16 protein-coding genes are annotated in these 17,815 nt (G+C 57.6%); 12 read left to right on the top strand and 4 right to left on the bottom strand.

Annotation, left to right across the window (positions count from 1 at the left end):
• Positions 1 to 236: 236 nt before the first annotated feature.
• The 12 genes from tig (at position 237) to vccD (ending at position 16,106) form a co-directional block, all read left to right on the top strand.
• Entirely contained in the window at positions 237 to 1,595 is a 1,359-nt protein-coding gene (gene tig, locus ABEB25_RS18000) for a trigger factor (protein ID WP_345737820.1), read from the top strand.
• Positions 1,596 to 1,811: 216 nt separating this feature from the next.
• Positions 1,812 to 2,549 carry an SDR family oxidoreductase gene (locus ABEB25_RS17995; RefSeq protein ID WP_345737819.1) on the top strand — a complete coding sequence of 246 codons (738 nt, stop codon included), beginning with the start codon at positions 1,812 to 1,814 and terminating at the stop codon, positions 2,547 to 2,549.
• Between the two features lie 38 nt (positions 2,550 to 2,587).
• Entirely contained in the window at positions 2,588 to 2,842 is a 255-nt protein-coding gene (locus tag ABEB25_RS17990; protein ID WP_345737818.1) for an acyl carrier protein, read from the top strand.
• Between the two features lie 13 nt (positions 2,843 to 2,855).
• Positions 2,856 to 3,881 (top strand): lysylphosphatidylglycerol synthase transmembrane domain-containing protein, encoded by a 1,026-nt coding sequence (locus ABEB25_RS17985; RefSeq protein WP_345737817.1) that lies wholly within the window; start codon positions 2,856 to 2,858, stop codon positions 3,879 to 3,881.
• Positions 3,878 to 4,714: a patatin-like phospholipase family protein gene (locus tag ABEB25_RS17980; RefSeq protein ID WP_345737816.1), complete on the top strand. Its 837-nt coding sequence runs from the start codon at positions 3,878 to 3,880 to the stop codon at positions 4,712 to 4,714. Before ABEB25_RS17985 ends, ABEB25_RS17980 begins: the two co-directional genes overlap by 4 nt.
• A 133-nt stretch (positions 4,715 to 4,847) precedes the next feature.
• Positions 4,848 to 6,248, top strand: coding sequence for an MFS transporter (locus tag ABEB25_RS17975; protein ID WP_345737815.1), 1,401 nt, complete (start codon positions 4,848 to 4,850; stop codon positions 6,246 to 6,248).
• A gap of 104 nt (positions 6,249 to 6,352) precedes the next feature.
• Positions 6,353 to 6,640 (top strand): hypothetical protein, encoded by a 288-nt coding sequence (locus ABEB25_RS17970; protein WP_345737814.1) that lies wholly within the window; start codon positions 6,353 to 6,355, stop codon positions 6,638 to 6,640.
• A gap of 1,391 nt (positions 6,641 to 8,031) precedes the next feature.
• Positions 8,032 to 8,907: a PEP-CTERM sorting domain-containing protein gene (locus ABEB25_RS17965; RefSeq protein ID WP_345737813.1), complete on the top strand. Its 876-nt coding sequence runs from the start codon at positions 8,032 to 8,034 to the stop codon at positions 8,905 to 8,907.
• Between the two features lie 222 nt (positions 8,908 to 9,129).
• Entirely contained in the window at positions 9,130 to 13,470 is a 4,341-nt protein-coding gene (gene vccA / locus ABEB25_RS17960) for a Verru_Chthon cassette protein A (RefSeq protein WP_345737812.1), read from the top strand.
• A gap of 146 nt (positions 13,471 to 13,616) precedes the next feature.
• The gene (vccB, locus tag ABEB25_RS17955) at positions 13,617 to 14,141 is read left to right on the top strand and encodes a Verru_Chthon cassette protein B (RefSeq protein ID WP_345737811.1); all 525 of its coding nucleotides are present in this window, start codon (positions 13,617 to 13,619) and stop codon (positions 14,139 to 14,141) included.
• A 106-nt stretch (positions 14,142 to 14,247) separates the two neighbouring features.
• A complete protein-coding gene (gene vccC, locus ABEB25_RS17950) occupies positions 14,248 to 15,393 on the top strand; it encodes a Verru_Chthon cassette protein C (RefSeq protein WP_345737810.1) in 1,146 nt (381 codons plus the stop codon).
• 89 nt (positions 15,394 to 15,482) lie between these two features.
• Entirely contained in the window at positions 15,483 to 16,106 is a 624-nt protein-coding gene (gene vccD / locus ABEB25_RS17945) for a Verru_Chthon cassette protein D (RefSeq protein WP_345737809.1), read from the top strand.
• Between the two features lie 230 nt (positions 16,107 to 16,336).
• Here vccD and ABEB25_RS17940 read toward each other — a convergent pair whose 3' ends face one another.
• From ABEB25_RS17940 to ABEB25_RS17925, 4 genes are all read right to left on the bottom strand, one after another.
• On the bottom strand, positions 16,337 to 16,624 hold the full coding sequence (locus ABEB25_RS17940) for a hypothetical protein (RefSeq protein ID WP_345737808.1): 288 nt from the start codon (positions 16,622 to 16,624) through the stop codon (positions 16,337 to 16,339).
• 69 nt (positions 16,625 to 16,693) lie between these two features.
• Entirely contained in the window at positions 16,694 to 17,281 is a 588-nt protein-coding gene (locus ABEB25_RS17935) for a lysozyme family protein (RefSeq protein WP_345737807.1), read from the bottom strand.
• 15 nt (positions 17,282 to 17,296) lie between these two features.
• Positions 17,297 to 17,515, bottom strand: coding sequence for a hypothetical protein (locus ABEB25_RS17930; protein WP_345737806.1), 219 nt, complete (start codon positions 17,513 to 17,515; stop codon positions 17,297 to 17,299).
• On the bottom strand, positions 17,512 to 17,815 hold a 304-nt coding region (locus tag ABEB25_RS17925), incomplete at its 5' end, for a hypothetical protein (RefSeq protein WP_425572087.1). The genes ABEB25_RS17925 and ABEB25_RS17930, both read right to left, overlap by 4 nt.

The raw sequence follows: 17,815 nt of genomic DNA, 5'->3' as shown, positions 1-17,815 counted from the left end.
GGGTTGCATTCCCGAGTGAGGGGCCAAAGCTCAGAAATCCGAAGAAAAGCCCTCTCAGGCGGCTTGCCTGAGAGAGTCTGCGTACCTGCGCAGAGGTGGCATCCAGGCGGCGGCTTCTAACAAGATGCGTTCCAGGGTTGTCAAAAGGGGAAAATGTTCTAGCCTGCTTGCCCCTCCGGCCCAGGTGCTCTGCGCGTCGTGCTGCCGGAAGGGATTATAAGCCGCCTTTTCAAGCCATGAACATCAACGTCGAACACCAGCCCAACTGCCGCGCCATCGCCCACATCCGTGTGCCGGCCGAAGAAGTCGCCAAGCAGCGCTCCGCCATCACCGCTTATTTTGCCACCCAGGTGCGCCTGCCCGGCTTCCGCCCAGGCAAGGCCCCGGCCGCCGCAGTGCAAAAGCGTTTTGGCGATGACATCCGCAGCGAACTGGAAAAGCAGCTCATCAATGACGGTCTGCGCACCGCCATCAAAAATGAAGGCCTCGAAGTGCTGAACATCCTTTCCGTGACGGACAAAATCCTGCATGAAACGGACAAGAGCTTCAGCTTCAGCGCCGAAATGAGCCTGGCACCGAAGATTGAATTGCCCGAATACAAAGGCATCCCGGTGAAGCTCGCCCGCATCGAAGTGACCGATGCCGATGTGGACCACGACATCCTGCACCTGCGCGAGCGTTACGCCACTTTTGCTGACGTTGAGCGCCCTGCCGCCCAGGGTGATGCCGTCGTACTGGGTTTCACTGGCAGCCTCGAAGGCCAGCCCCTGGGTGACGTGCTGCCAGACGCTCCCGACCACCTGAAGCAGATCGAAGAAAACTGGTTCCTCCTGGATGCTGAAGAAGACTTCCTCCCCGGCTTCTACGCAGGCCTCGTTGGCATCACCAAGGATGAGCAACGCACCCTTTCCCTGGCTCTGCCAGAAGACTTCGCCTTCGAAGGCCTCCGTGGCAAGACCCTGGACCTCGCCGTGACCTGCAAAGGGGTGAAGGACAAGGTGATCCCGGAGCTCAATGCCGAATTCATTCAGAAGATCGGCGGTGGAGAGATGACCGAAGAAACGCTGCGTGGCGAAGTGAAGGAAGCCGTGCGCCGCCGCCGTGAGCAGGCCCGTGAAACCGCCAAGAGCAATCAGGTCATCGCCCACATCTTCGAGAAGGTGGAATTCGACGTCCCCCAGGAAATCGTCAACCGTGAGGCCCAGCGCCGCACCAATGACATCGCTACCCGCGCCATGCAGCAGGGTATTTCCCAGGACGAGCTCCTGAAGCAGCAGGACGAAATCCTCAGCAACGCCACCAACCAGGCGAAGCAGAGCGTGAAGGTCAGCTTCATCCTGGAACAGGTGGCTAAGAAGGAAGGCCTGAGCATCTCCGACGAGCAGCTCACCTACGCCCTGGCCAATATGGCTGCCCGCCAGAAGAAGCCTGTGAAGAAGTTCATGGCCGAGGCTCAGAAGAGCGGTCTCATCGAGCGCATGCGCGATGACCTGCTCCTGGAGAGCGCGCTGCAGTTCCTCAAGGATAACTCCCAGGTCGAAGAGACCGAGCCTGAAGCAGAACACTGCGACACGCACTCCCCGGCTGCTGCCTAACTCAGCCCAAGGGCTACAGCTCCCGACTCATGATGACCCGCCCCGCGCCCGTCGCCGGGCGGGTCCTTTTTTTGCACAAATATGGAATTCGCGGGCGGATCGCGATAATCCCTCAAAAAATAGTTTCAGGATTTGCCATCTTAAAGAGGGCCACCAAGGTGAGCTGGCCCGAATACGCCACGATCCGGGCGCTGTTTCGCCCTTCACATTCCCTACATGCCAGAACCACGCCGCCTACTCATTACTGGAGCCAATGGAAGCCTGGGCCATGCCACGGCCAGGTATTTTCTAGAGCATGATCCGCTCTGTTTGGTCTTTTTAGGCGTGCGCGAGCGCCGCGAGCGAGCCGAATCCCTGGTGGCGGAATTCCCTGGCCGCGCCTTTCTATGCCCTCTGGAAATCACGCAGCAAGAGTCCTGGGTTGAGGCGGTCAGTCAGATCGAATCCGAAGGAGGTGGCCCCCTTTCTGTCTTGATTAACAATGCCGGCTACCATGATGACGCCCTGCTGGCCACGATGACGCAGCCCCAGTGGTCGGGTGTTCTGGATGCGAATCTGAACGCGGTCTTTTGGGGTTGTCAGGCAGCCCTCCAGCCTATGATGCGTCAGCGCTGGGGCCGCATCGTCAACGTTGCCTCCCTCAGTGCCCTGCATTCTCCGGCCGGGCAGACCAACTATGCCGCTGCAAAGGCCGGAGTCATCGGCCTCACACAGAGTCTGGCCAAGGAGACGGCGCGTCTGGGCATTACGGTCAATGCCATTTGTCCCGGCCATATCGAAGGGGCGCTACCCACCTCCTGGAGCGAAGAGCAGATCAAGGCGGTGCGGCGGGAGACGCCCATGCGTCGATTTGCCCGCCCTGAAGAGATTGCTGCCGTGGTTTTCTTCCTTGCCTCACCAGAGGCGAGCTATATGACTGGCGCTTCCCTGAAACTGGATGGTGCCCTTGTCTGATTCCTGCTACTTATTTTCTGCTCTGTATTTTATCACGAATGAACCTCCGCCAACGCATCAAAGAAGTCATGGCCAGCGAATTGATGCTGGAAGTCAGCGCCGAAGAAATCACGGATGACGGACCCCTTTTTGGCCCCAATGGTATCGGCCTGGACAGTGTGGACGCACTGCAACTGGTCGTGGCCATCGAAAAGCATTTCAAACTGAAGATCAGCGACCAGAACAAGGCCCGCGAAACGCTGCACAGCGTGGACAGCATCGCCAAGGCGATCGAAGAAGCGGGACTGGCCTGATCTTCTTGGGCGCATGAAAAAGGCCCTGGTCATCCTGGTCAAACTTGGCATCACCACAGCTTTGCTGTGGATGATCTTCCGGGAGCACCGCTTTACAGTGGCCATTCTGCCGCATTTGCAGTCCATGCTCACGCATTGGGGATGGACGCTGGCAGGCCTCGGCTTCGTGGGCCTGTCTACTTGGTTCAGTGCCCTGCGCTGGCAGGTCCTCCTCATCGGCCAAGAGCACCCCGTGCCTGGGCCTGAGGTGCTGCGAGTGACGGTGGTGAGTAATTTTTTCAATATCACTTCCCTCGGTGCTGTGGGGGGGGATGCCTATCGGGTTCTTGCCCTCATGCGCCGGCCAGGGGCCCGGCGATTGCCCATCATGGTTTCCATCATGCTGGATCACATGCTGGGCATGCTGGGGCTTGCCATTTTGTTCCTCGCCTGCGGGTATGCCTTTCGAAACCGGCTCGACAGTTACGGCCCCGAAGTCCACGCGATTGTGAAAGGCTTTAGCTGGTTCATGGGCGGATCCCTGGTGGGCATCCTGCTTTCCGCGATTTCCTTCACCCCGCGTCTTTACAACTGGGGTGAGCGGCAGTGGCCCAAGATCCTGGGATATCCACCCCTCAAGAGCTTTGCCCAGGCCTGCGATGCCATCCGGCGTGCCTGGGGCTGTTCTCTCTTGGCCGCCTTGCTTTCCATTTTCATCTTCGGCACCCACTTCCTCTCCTTTTACTGCGGCATCTATGCGGTCGGTGGGCAGGCCCCTTTATTGGAAGTCATGGCTGCCATGCCCATCGTGGATACGGCCGCAGGCCTGCCCATCTCCGTGTCCGGCCTGGGCGTGAGAGAAAAGACTTTCGAGACGCTCGTGAGTGCTATGACCAGCCTGCCTGAGGCCACCGCCGTCTCCGCCTCCCTCGTGGGCTGGGCCATGAGTGTGGTCTGGGGCCTCCTGGGCGGTCTGCTCTTCATCCTTGGCCGGCGTCCAGCGGCTGCTCCCATTTCCCCGGCCAAATCCACTGCTGCTTCCCCCACGCCCGACGTTTGAAACACCGCCTTGCCATTTCCCTCGGATCCTCTTTTTTGGGCTTTGCCACCCACGCCGGGTTCATGGCCCGGCTGCATTCCTTGGGGGTCCGCCCCACCGTCATCGGAGGCTCTTCCGCTGGGGCTATAGCAGCAGGGCTCTACGCCTCCGGCCTGCCGCAGGAGGTGATCCGCAAGACGGTGCTCGCCCATGGCTTTCGCCGCTCGTTTGTGCGCCGGACTCCCTGGCTGACTCATTACATCCGCAGTAGCTTCTTTGAATCCAACGTCGGGGCCTTCAAGACCGACGGTGCTATTGCCTACCTGGAAAAGGTGATGGGCAAACATGAGATCGAGAGCCTCACCGCGCCCCGTTTCATGGCTGCGGTAAGTAACCTGGAAACCTGCCGCACGCACTTCATCACCCGCGGCCCCCTGGCGCAGATCATGGTGGCGAGCTGCTGCATCCCCACCATCTTTGCCCCCATTCCCTATGAGGGCATGCAATGCTTCGACGGTGGTGTGGCCCATGAGGCCCCCATTGACCCGTGGCTGGAGGACGAGGACATCGACGTCATTGTCATGCACCGGGTGACCCACACGGAGAGCCCGCCGCCACGCATGTTCCCGTTCAACCTTTTTCATCTGGCCTCCAAGGCCCATGAATGTGCCAGTGAGCAATTGCAGGAATACCGCATGCGCCTGGCCGCCCTGCACGGCAAAAAAATCATCGCCACCCGCACCGTGCATTCCCGCCCGGCCGCCTTTTCCGGCAAAGAGATGCCCAATTATTACGCCGCCGGGGAAGCTCAGGCCCAGCGCCTTTACGATACGCAGCTCAAAGACCTGCTGTGATGCCAGTAACGGACGCTGACCGCCCCGCTTTTTGTGGCCCAGTGCGGTACTTTTCAGTGATCGACGGCCCTTGACCGCCATTTCCTGGCAGTAGGAATGATTGTGCAAAGCATTTCCTGATTGCCACGTTGGTATGCCTGCTTCACTCTCCGCGCCCATGAGCCAAACCGCCCTCTCTCCCGACGACAACGACCCGTGGTACAAACATCTCACGCCGTATCACTGGTTCGTGTTCATCGTGGCGTCGCTGGCATGGCTGTTTGACTGCCTTGATCAGCAGCTTTTCCTCCTGGCTCGCAATTCCGCCATGAAGGCGCTTCTGCCGCCCGATATGGATCCAATCAAGTACGGCGGTTACGCGACCTCCATTTTCGTCGCGGGCTGGGCTACCGGGGGCCTCATCTTTGGTTCCGTGGGGGATCGCATTGGCCGCGCCAAGACCCTGACTCTGACGGTGCTCATTTATTCTGTTTGCACTGGCCTTTCGGCTTTCTCCAAAGGTTGGGTGGACTTCGCCATCTACCGCTTCCTCACCGGTCTCGGCGTCGGTGGTGTGTTCGGCCTCGCTGTGGCGTTGGTCGCAGATACCCTCCCAGACCGCGCCCGCACAGGGGCCCTGGGCACCCTACAGGCTCTCTCTGCCGTGGGGAACGTCACTGCGGGACTTGTGAGCATGCTCATGGGCCGCCTGGAGCAGACTAAGGTCATCGAGGCCGGGGTGTCCTGGAAATACATGTTTCTCGTCGGTGCGCTGCCCGCCTTCCTCTGCGTGTTCATTCAGATCCGTCTGAAAGAACCCGAGAAGTGGGTCAAAGCCCGAGCTGCCGGCAAAGCTGCTGGCGTAAAATTTGGCTCTTATTCCGCCCTTCTGGGGGATGTGCGCTGGCGCAAAAATGCACTTTTGGGCATGGTCCTTTGCATCGCCGGTGTCATCGGCCTGTGGGGGATTGGTTTCTTCAGCCCTGAATTGGTGGGTGATGTGATGCAGCGCTCCCTGGAAGCGGAAGGTGTGCCTGCTGCAGAAATCGCGGGTCAGAAGACCTATTGGATCGGGGTGAACTCCATCGTCCAGAACATTGGTGCTTTCATCGGCATGCTCCTATTTACCAAGTTCGCACAGAGCCTGGGGCGCAAAAAAGCCTTCGCCATCGCTTACGTCGCCGCCCTGGTGGCCACCGTTGGCTACTTTCAGCTCTTCAACGGCCGCAGTGACATCTGGATGAGCGCCATCATGGGTGGTTGCCAGCTCGCTCTTTTCGCCGGGTTTGCCATCTACCTGCCCGAGCTCTTCCCCACCAGTCTGCGCAGCACAGGCACGAGCTTCTGCTACAATGTTGGCCGCTTTGTTGCCGCCAGTGGTCCCTTCACCCTCGGCAGCCTGCAGGCCGCCTTAAAAGCAGGTGCCACCACGCCGGAAGCGAAGCTGGAAGCCTTCCGCAATGCCTGCTCCTACATGAGTGTGATTTTCATCCTGGGGCTTGTAGCTCTGATCTTCCTCCCCGAGACCAAGGGGCGTGCAATGCCGGAAGATTGATTTCTTCTTCCCAGCGAATCTCATTTAAGGCCCAGGCTTGTGACGAGCCTGGGCCTTTGCATTTGCCACAGGGCCCTTTCGTGGGAAAACTTCAGGACTCTCTCATGACTGTCGCCGAATTCGCCTCTGCCCCCGTATCGCCCGCTGGCCTCAGCCCTGAACTTCAGGCGCTCTGGCACACCAAGCAAGGGAACTGGGAGGCGGCGCACAACATCGCCCAGGACATCCACACTCCGCTCGGTTCCTGGATCCATGCCCTGCTGCACTTGATTGAGGGAGACCAATGGAATGCGGACTACTGGTTTTCCAAAGCCCGGAAGCCTTCCCGCAGCAGCCAGGATGTAGACAGCCTGTGGGAGGAGATCACCCGAACCCTGTTGCCCATGGGCTAAATGGTAGCTGGTGATTCCATTCGGGGGCTGCCTCACTGTCATTTGAATGAATCTCAGAGCCCCACCTGGTGGGCATGCGAGATTGCGTGCTGCTGGCAGTTCATGCCCGGGTATCGCTCAGGGAAAGACAATCCTTGAGGCGCTGCTTTTCTTCCAACCTGACGATGAATAGGCGTCGAACTTGAGGTGGGAATCTTTTGTGGGCTAAGGCGCTGGAGTCCGGCTGCTTTGCCTGTTTCGGGTTGAAGCCAAAGTTTGTTAAAATGGGCTCGCCATCTTGTTCTTTTAGGCTCACTCCGGCTTGTTCAGGGCTTGAAAGGGAGGGGATGACGAGGACTGAAGGGCATCCGGTTTGTTCCATCAATGGTTCAGAGCGCCTCCTGGATGGCCTCACGATGACAACCTTACACGGCATACAACAGAGTCTCGAAGACCACTGCGGGTCAGTGAATTACCCGTTCTGAGTTCGTTCCGGTGCTTTCCTTTGAGGCAATAGACCCCTTGAATTCTCGCCGACATTAGACCGAATCCTTGAGGATGCCATCTTGCTAATTGCTTGCAGAAATAGGCGGCGTTGCCAGGGGGAAACCGTGCATCAAAAATACAGCGCTTTTCCTCCTCGTTCCAAAAAGCATGATCTTCAAGTAAGGTCAGGATGTAAAGTAACTCAGTAGAGACGTTTTCACGAGTCAAAACATGAATGTTTATTCTTAATAATTAATTTATTCTAACCAATGTGCGTCTCCAATTCTGATAAATGCACGATTTGAGAGGAAGATGATTAATTTACTGCGATCTTTGTTCATTGCAAAATGCCATAATGCGGGAAATCATTTGGGATGCTTAATCAATCTTAAGGCGATCTAGTTTTTCACACTGATTACCGATTGTCGGTACGCTGGGCATTATTCAATCCAAAGCCTGATTTCCATCTGAGATGGCCTCTACAACGGTGAAAATTCAAGCGCAAACGTAGGTGCAATCTCTCTAGTGAGTCAAAAAAGGCCGCAAGAGGCAGGTTTCAAATCCAGTCTGATAATTTCATTCAGCATAAGCATTCCGGGTGCTCAGAGACGATACCCACACGCATTATGGAGTCCTAATAAGATATTCCGTCTCAATAAACGAGCCATTAAGAATGGGTGAAAAATTGAGCCTAATTGCGTAATAGCCAATGATCTGCGGATGATTTATGAATGTGAAACTCACGAAAAATAACTCGTTAAATTAACCAATGTATCAGTAAAAATAATCAGAAAATAAGGAGTACAATTATTTATCTTGAATATAAGTTAACAAAATTCTTACACGAATGGTCGTGATGAATAGTGGTTATGATTATAATGTTTGATCCGGTTGATACAGCCATTGGAGAAAACTCAATAATCCTTATGAAACTGCTCACATCCTCCCCCAGAGGCAACTCCAACTCCTCTATGATGAAGTTGGCACTTGCCTTCATTTTGGCCTCCTCGGGTCTGGCTCAGGCTCAAAGCCTGATTTCGTCCGCAGATTTTTTTAATCCTGATTTTGAGGCGCGTCGCCCAGCGCCAGGGGGTGTCATCACCCTCTCGGTAAATACCACTCTCTATAATCCTGGCTCCCAATCAGCGGGCGATGTCACTTGGACGCACCAAGCAGGGGGGCTGGTGCAGGCGGGGATAGCACTGGTGGCTGACGTTAACTTGGCTGCCTACACCCAGACGATCGGGAACTCTCTGGTCTTTGGCCGTGATCTAAATGTGGACCTCCTCGGCCTTCCGGATCTGGGGGGCCTGCTCACTGGTACGGTGAATAGCGTCACTGGGGCCAGTGCGATCAATAGCTGGGATTCATCGGCCACGGTGTCCAATCTGGCTTTGAGCGAGGGAGTTCTTTACTCCGCCAGCTTCAATGTCAGCTCCGGTGCCGGATTGAACCTCAATGCATTGAGTGCAGCCAATTTCTCGCTTCTGAGCGGTGGCGTGGCCATTGAGGACATCAATTCAGTGGAAACGCTGAATGTGCTGAACCTGCTCACCCTCGGCGGTGGTCTTGCCACCATTGACTTCCAGTTTTATGCGCCGGCCGGTGCGGACGACCTCACCTTTGAGTTCGATGCTGCCACCATCGCCAACGTGAATCTGCTGGGAACCATCACAGACAACCAGACGGTGCTGCAATTCACCAACTTCTCCGTCGCACCCGTGCCAGAGCCTAGCACGCTGGCCCTGGCTTCGCTTGGATTCATGGTCATTCTGCGCCGCCGTAGGCCCTGTGGCATTTGAACTGTTTGATTGTCTGAAAGCTGAAAAGGCCAGGGAGCAATCCCTGGCCTTTTTTCATAGATAGAGGGATGCAAAAGCCTGGGCGAATGAAAAACTCTTAATTCATACTTGAATTGGATGAATTAGGGTGTGTGTTAATTCACACCTATCGAGTGTGAATTAATGCGAGGGATATCTAACCTGTCTCTACAGGATGGTTTTCTCGCGATCTCCCCTGGTTGCATGAAAATTCTTTCCCCCCTTCATCCCCACCGCTCTGGCATTGCCCTGGTGACGGTGATCTCGCTAGTCGCCCTGATGACGATGCTCATCGTGGCCATGCTTTCGATCTCGCAGACAGAGCTGAAGTCTGCGCATGTCAGTGCGGATGGCCAGCAGGCGCGCCAGCTTTCGGAAGTGGCGGTGAATCTGGTGATTTCCCAACTGCGCAAGGCCACCACGCAAAACACTGGGACTACGGGCTGGGAAGCCTGGACTTCTCAGCCAGGACTGGTACGCCGCTACGCGACCAGCGGGCAGACCCAGTCGGCCTACAAACTTTACTCCAGCCCTGTGTTGGTGCTGCGGGATCCGGGCAACATTGAAACCCAATTGCTGGCGGATGCCGTGCCGGGAGACTGGCAGGAGCACCCACATCGTTATGCAGATCTGAACCGCCCGGCGGTGCGCACGACTCCCCAGGGGCAGCCTATATTGCTGTTTCCGATTCTTGATCCACGGGCCCAGGTGACGGGAGGGGGCAGCATCGGCGGCTTTTCCTACCGCGAGCAAAACGTGGCTGGGCAGCCTGTGGGGGGAGTGCGTACAACGGGTGGCGACCGCCAGCGGGTGCCAATGCCTGTGGAGTGGCTTTATGTGCTGAAAGACGGCAGCCTGGGGACATTGAACGAGCAAAACGAATTTGCCGGGGCGGTGCCTGCGACGGCTCAGAATCCCATCGTGGGGCGAGTCGCTTTCTGGACGGATGATGAGTCCTCAAAAGTGAATGTGAACACGGCCTCTGAGCCGACTCCCTGGGCTATGCCGACGTTTTTTTACGACCAGGATGCAGGTTATGCACGCTATCAGCCAGTGGGGGGGGAGTTTCAGCGTTACCCAGGGCACCCGGCTACCACGGCACTGGGGCCCATCTTGTTTCCTGGGCAGGTGCTGGGAACTGCGCAGAAGGAGTCCATCTACGATCTGGTGCCAAAGATTGGGCCTGGGGGCAGCCGTGCAGGTACGCGTGCTTACAGTGACCCGGACATTGCAGCCGTGGCTCTAGCGACTTACAAAAGGGAGCGCCTGTATGCCAGCCTGGATGAACTGCTGCTGAACGAAAGCCGCCAGCCTAACCAATTGGGCGGAGCCGTTTTGGGTGCTGAGGCCATCCAGCGTGCGGGTTTCTTTCTCACGGCGCACAGCCGCGTGCCTGAGGCGAATCCGCTGGGCCTGCCGAAAATCGCCGCTTGGCCCGTCAGCTACAGGGGACCCGAATATCGCACCTCCTTTGATCAGTTGATCGCTCATTGCGGCACCCTGCGCACGGCGGGGGGCACCCGCAGCTACGTCTTCCAGCGGGGATGGGCTGACTCTACCTCTCAGGACATTGACCTTCCAGAGAACAAGACGCTGCTGACCTATCTGCAGGAAATGCTGGCCAGGCCCGTTCCGGGATTTGCCACTTCGGCGGGTCAGACGTTTAACCAAAAGTACGGCAAAGACATGCCGCAGGTACTCGTGGAAATTTTCGACTACATCCGCAGTGTGAACCTGCATGATGGCAGCCTGATCCGGGGGACGGACAAGTTTGATGGCACTGGGAAAGCCCAAAACGCCATGCTGGGCTACGTGGCCAACAGCGCCCGCCCGACCACTTTCAAGACCTTCACAGACCCGCGCTTTTTTGGCGCAGCCACGGATCCTGATGATCCCGATGCCGAAGGTGGGCAGGTGGAAAAGCTGGGCTTTCCCGGCCATGGTCAGGTGACTCCTTCCCGCTGGACGGTGAATGGTGAGGTCGTGCAGGGCTTCGGCCGCTTTCCCACGATCACAGAGGTGGGACTGCATTTCATCTGCGCAGCGGACAACACCGACGATCCTGACAATCCGCTGATGGAAAAAGATCCGGCGATTGGTAAGCCGGGCGGTGGCAGCGCCAAAAAGGGACAACTGGGCAACAATCCACCCAGTGGAGCTGAAGACCGGTGGTACTCGAACTTTCCTCCGCGACCTACACCGGACCCTAGCCGCAATGAGCCGGCGGACAACGTCCGGTATCCTTTGACCAATGGATTCCCGTATGGCCCGGACAAAAAGCATCCTGGTTACCAGAAGGATAATTGGAACCACCAGCTTTCCGTCAATACGCCTCTGCGGCCCGGTTTCCGCCGCATCCAGGCGCGCCTGTTGCTGGAGTTTTTCATCCCCACGGCTGGCTATACTTTGATCGAGCCTGACCTGACCGTGAAAGTGAAGGGACTGAGTAAATTCCGGGTCAATGGCAGGCCGCTGTTTCCCAATGATGAAGAGCTCTTTTACACCGGGCGTCGTGCCACCCACCCAGGGGCTCAGATGCAGGGCGGTTATGGAACCGGCCTGAAGGGACTGCTGCGAGGGCGCGAAGTGCCTGCACGTGCCCCGATGCCTGCGGATGTGAGTTATGGCAATGACAACTGGGAGGTGAAGCCCGCCAGCGCCAGCCGCGATACCCAGTGCGTGCTCAATTATGATCTCATCAGCAACTTTGTGGACATTGAGGTGGGGCGCCAGGGAACGCAGAACATGACGCTCAGCAATACGGATCTGGCGCAGGCTGTGCCACTGACCGTGGAGGTGTATTCTGGCCACTTGGGTCGCACTGTTTCCTCCCTGGAATCGCCCGCAGAGCTGGTGCAGACGCTGGAGCCGGAGTTCCCTGCTGTATCTCTGCGCCCGCCCACGCTGGTCCGTACGGCGGCGCGACCTGTAGGCCCTGATCAGGGGCGCGAGCCACCTGCTTGGTGGACTTTTTACTCGCGTGGCGCCCTCGGTTTTGGCAATCGCGATTCGCTTGCAGGACTGGACAAAAAAGCTCCGCAGGGTGGTGCCACGATGCGCGGGCGTCTCTTCCGCCATCACATCGCCCCGCACGTGAACAATAAGCACACCATGGGGGCATTCTTCTTTGGTTTCGACTCCGTGCAGAACGGTGCTCCGCGCATCTTCCGCACGCAGAACAATGCGAACCTTCAGAATGAGGTGGATGCGGCTGAGGAATTGGAAGGCAGTGATGTGGTGCAGACGGTGACCATCCGGCACGGAGATTACCGCCTTACTGCTGCCAAGAACGTGGTGCCCGCAGACGACTGGGCTCCGCATCGCCACTATGGCAGCCGCAGGCTTGCCCACAGTTTAACCAATTTTGTGTCCAATCACCTGCCCGGTTATGACTACGGTGGAAACACGGATTTTGCTGCCCGTCTGGTGCCCAATGAAACTGGTGCAGGCTACCCCAATCATCGTCTGCCTGATTTCCCCTACCTGCCGGATGCCCGCGAGGCGGCACAGCGATATGGCGACTTCGACAACGGTCCCGGCACCCACCGCGATGGCCCGTACATCAATAAGCCTGATGAAGGAAACCTGAACATTGTGGCTGGCAATGGCGGTGTGGCTTACTTCAGTGAAAGTGCCCAGCATCGCACCACCGAACAGGACTTTTATTCGCCGAACCGGATGATTCCTTCGCCAGTGATGTTTGGCTCCCTGCCCAGCGGTGTGCAGGCGGGAGATCCGTGGCGAACTCTGCTGTTTCGTCCGCAGCAGGGCCATCCCGGTGGCCCCACGAAGCTGGGCGGCAACAGCCCGGCGGACCATCTTCTGCTGGAGTATTTCTGGATGCCCGTGGTGGAGCCCTATGCCATCAGCGAGCCCTTCTCCACCGCAGGCAAGGTGAACCTGAATTACCAGATCTTCCCCTTTACACACATCCGGCGGGCCACGGCCCTGCATGCCGCCCTCGCAGGAGAAGTGATTCACGCCGTGCCCACGGAGGATGCGCCTAACTACAAGGTGTTTCCCAATGCCAGCAATCAGAATGCTTTCTGGGGAAGTACGCAGGGCAAGCAGTGGCACTATAAGGTGGATGTGGAGAAGACCCTGGCGCAGTTTGAGGAACGGTTTGCCCAGGGGCGTGCCTTCATCAGTCCCAGCGAGATCTGCGATATCCACTTGGTGCCCAAGGACGCTCCCGGCATCCAGGATCACACGCAGATGGAGGCCTTTTGGCGTGACCACCGTCTGACGGGCGATAACACCCGCGAACGTCCCTATGCCGGGCTGTATCCGCGCGTCACCACTCGGTCAAACACGTTCCGGGTGCACTTCATCGCCCAGACGATCAAAAAGGCCCGCTCCTCCGGGCCTGACACCATGGGCGACGGCGACAAAATCAGCGGCGAGCATCGCGGCTCCACCCTGATTGAGCGCCATCTTGATCCAACGCAGCCAGGGCTTCCTGACTTCGCCACGAACCCGGCCGGTCAGACGCTGGACCACTATCATGAATTCCGCATCCTGCAGACGCAGCGGTTCGGCTTTTGAAGATCGTAAAAGGCTACTTCGTCTTTTTTGAAATCCCCACTTGATTGGAGTGAATTAGGGTTTAATTCATACCTGTCCAGTGTGTTATATCTGGCGACGCTGATCCCACGCAGGAAGGCGGCCCCCCAACCCCCCCTCATAAGTTTATGAAAATTCCTGCTTTCTCCCGCCCCCTCCGCCGTGGTTTTTCCCTGGTGGAAGTGACCCTTGCCAGTGGCATCACGGCTCTGGCCCTAACCACGCTGCTAGGTCTCATTCCTCATGGGCTGAACAATGTCAAAGAAGCAGGAAACGTGGCCGCCGAGACGCGCATCACTACCCACGTGCTGGGCAGCGTCAGCCAGGCCCGCTGGCAGAATGTCAGCGGAGAGGACATTCTGGCGCCGGCCTTTGATCAGCAGCGTTATTACTTTGATGATCAAGGTGTCGCCCTTGAAACCGATGAGCCAGGGCCTGAACTCGCCTATGTGGCGGAAGTGCGTGTGCCTGCCCGCGACGTATCCCTGCCAGCGGATGCTACTCCGCAGGCAGAAGAGGACGGTACGGATCCCTACCTGCGCCGAGTGACAGTCAAGGTGGCCAGCGTCGCCAATGAAAGCTTCGATTTCGATCGTGCACTGCCGATGGCCTATCGGACCCACACCACGCTCATCGCCCGCACGGGCAAGTGAGACGGCGTCAGGTCTAACGAAAAGGATTGCAAATAAACTGGAGATTCTCTGCTCCAAACCTTCATCGCAGAACATGCGAAGAGGGAATCCATTCTTCATCTCCTTCATGAATCCTTATCGCTTTCGTTTCCCTTCATCTCGGAAGCTAGGTTTTACATTGGTGGAACTGCTGGTATCCACTGCCGTACTCGCCGTGCTGCTGCTGGTGACCCTCAGTGCCTTGGAGACGATGCAGCGATCCTGGAGGGACACGAAGGGCAAAGTGAACCAGTTTCGTGGGGCACGGATCGCCTTTGAGACCATCACCCGGAACCTGTCCCAGGCCACCTTGAATACCTACTGGGATTATCACTATGCCGCCACGGGATCCAATGTGCCGCCTGCAGACGCCGCATCTCCGCCTGCGGGTTATGTCCGGCAGTCTGAACTCGACTTCCGCATTCTCCCCGGTGTAGAATTGGGCACGGGTGAGACACCAGCAGACTTGCCCGGTCAGGCGCTTTTTTTCCAGGCCCCTTTGGGTCTCAGTCAGAGCTATCGTGGGCTGGGAAACCTACTGAACGCGCGCGGTTACTATGTCCGTTTTCAGAGCAATGAAGATCAGCGCCCGGCCTTTCTGCCGGGCGGGGTGGTGCCTGTAAAGTTTCGGTATCAGCTCATGGAATACAGGCCACCGGCGGAGCAGACCAGCCTGACTGCGGGCACTGCGGCAGCGGGAGGAAGTGCCAGCTCCAAGACCGTGCAGGGAAACACCGTTTATACTCGGGCCGATTGGTTCAAGCAGGACATCGATGCGGTTTCGCGACCGATTGCGGATAACGTTCTGCTGCTGGTCATCAGCCCTCAGGTGCCACCAGAGACAGTAGAAGGCACTGGCAAATCCCCCTGGTGGCTGGCCCCAGGATACCGCTACTCCTCCCGCGATGCGAACAATACCACACCTGCCTTGGACAAGCCTGTGGTGAGGGCCGATGGCACACTGGACCAGGGTACCAGCCATTTATTGCCACCGCTCGTGCGCGTCACCCTCGTCGCTGGTGAGGAGGGGAGCATGGGAAGGTGGCTGGCCAGTCAGGGTAATACGGCCGTGGACATTTGTGCCGCTGCCGACGCTCCCTTTGCAGAGTCGCGTCATTACGAACGTGATCTCACCCGCCTCAAAGATTACCTCACGGCGGAGCGGCTGAATTTTCGTGTCTTTACTGCCACTGTCCCCCTTCGCAATGCCGCCTGGGACAGCACGACTTACTGAACTCGTCCCTGGCTTCAAGGTCAGCCTGCCTATCGAATGAACAACATCGTTGGTTAGGTTGCCTTTATCCCCTTCTTTTCCATTGTCGTATGAAAATATCCCGCCGCTCTGCGCGTCCAGGTTTCACACTCATCGAAAGTCTCAGCGTCGTCCTCATTCTGGGGATGATCGTTGCCCTGGCCGCCCCCTCCATGCTGGGAGCTATCCGCGCCTCTCGGCTGACCTCGGCGGGTGATTTGATCAGTGGCAAGATCATCGAAGCCCAAGGATTGGCCGTGACCTTCTCTTCGGATGTTGAACTTCGCTTTTACAAGACCCCTCTTGTTCCCCCAGAAGATGGCCGCAGTGGGCAGTATTTGCAGCTCCTCCAATGGGTGGAAAACGAGTCCGATGTGCTTGAAGAAGACATCGCCAGCCTGGAGAAGATCGGTTCGCGAGTGCTCGTGCCAGAGGGCGTTCTCATCAGCAATGATCCAGGTTGGTCCAGTCTCTGGACGCTGGAGCCGCAAAGCGAGACGACCTCCGAAGGTGACCAAGAGTATGTGGCTATCCGCTTTCGCCCAGACGGCTCCACCGATCTGCCCGAGACAGGAGCCTGGCATCTCACGCTGCTGGATGCCCAGGACTCGCTGCGGCAGGAACTACCAGCCAATTTTTACACTCTGCAAATCGACCCTGTCACCGCCAAGCTGGAAATTTATCGTCCTGAATAAGGTGCAGCGAGTTTCCTTTTTCGAATGGGCATTGCTTAGAACGACCAGGCGTTACACGTGAGTCGCTCGCGTGCCGTCTATCGTGACTTTTCGGGCTTTTTCCAGCCGCGCTTGCCACATCGCCATCCTACGTACAGCCTCCCTCAGTGGTGCCGGAGACAGGACTCGAATTATTCTCCGGCTATTGTATTCTAAGGGAAAGGGAGGCGGCGTGTAACGCTCGTGTAACGTTAAACGCAGGCTTCAATCAGGGCCAGGAGGGCAGCGAGGGGCATGTGGGCGCTGAGGTCGCTTTTCCAGCTCACCATTTGGCTGCGCTTGCCATCCAGCTTGAGGAGGCCGATTGCATGAGGCTTGTCCTCGCCTTCGTTGTCGATCACCACCCGGAGGGTGTGAAAACCTTCAGGGTTTGCGATGGCCAGAATCCGGCAGTCTTCGCGGTCCCAGCGGGCAGGTTTGAAACCTTTATCGGTGAGGGTCTGGACGAATTCGGCGGCGGTGTTGTAGGCGGTTTTCATTGGGCCTACATATGGCCTAACAACCGAAGTGTATCAATGTATAGTAGCGTTATAGCGCAGATACTTTGATCATTTCTGAATTAGCCCCCAGGCGAATTCAAAAGCCTTCTTCCAGCGACTCTGTAGGCCTTTCCAGAACTTCGCACGGCTGCCCACTGGTGGGGCGATCTGTCGCTCATAGCGTTCCCTGGCGTCCAGAAGTTTCACCAGCAGGCCTCGCGAACCGATGGTGACTGTCACTTGATTGGCGGCCGCTCGAGTGATGCCACCTACCACGCCATCCACCTTCACGCGACCACCGATGGCAATCTGAAGGATTTTGGCAGCTCCACCTGGACCGCGATTGAATGCGGTATCTCTGAGGAAGGCTTGGATGCCTGGATCTGGATGCCAGCCCCGCACCTGGTCGGTGTAGCTGAGGATGTATTCCACCGCCTCGGCCTCTGCTTCATCTTGCCGTCCAGCCTGGATCAGCTTTTTCAGGCGAGCAGCAGCGTCGGGGTGGTAGCGATCATTGATCCCTGCGATCTCATACTTGCCACCACCATCGCCGCTAGGGATGGCATACACACTAATCTTCCCCTGCTTGTCACGCCTAGCTTCAGACGTGACGATAAACTGCCCGATCTTGATCTCATGGGTGGGACGCTGGCTCATGCCTCAGCCCCAATGTCAAAGTGAGACGCTCATGGCCGCCTGGATCTGCTCAGCCGTCCATTGCTGTTGCACACGATCTTCCAGATCCTGCCGCCGCTGGTCCAGATCCAAGCAGGCGTCCCGCTGGACGATGGACGCAGCTTCGATGGCCGCCAGCTCTTCGAGCAGCTCAGGGGGCACGCCCGGCAGCCGCTCGATGTAGGGCAGGCTGATCACCAGATCATTCGCGCTCATGGCTTGCGAGCTTTGGCTGCTGCGATGGTCTTTTTTGCCGCCTCAGCGACGTCCAGAGTCTTAGGCCCGATCCATCCGTCTTGCTTGACGCCAAGCTGCTGCTGTAGGGCCTTCGCGTTACGGGTTTGGTAGCCTTGCACCAGCGCGGTCACCAGCCAAACGCCCGCGGCCACCAGCGCGGCCGTCAGCCTCTCCAGGATTTCTGGCGGGATCTCCAAGCCGAGGCTTGTCAGCCAGGTCACCACGGCCCCGAGCACGATGCCAACGAGCCACTGAACGGCCATGCCAGCCTTGGAATGG

This window comes from Prosthecobacter algae (assembly GCF_039542385.1).
Taxonomy (GTDB): Bacteria; Verrucomicrobiota; Verrucomicrobiia; order Verrucomicrobiales; family Verrucomicrobiaceae; genus Prosthecobacter; species Prosthecobacter algae.
The sequence above is the reverse complement of the archived record's forward strand: the minus strand, read 5'-3'. Positions and strand labels throughout refer to the sequence as shown.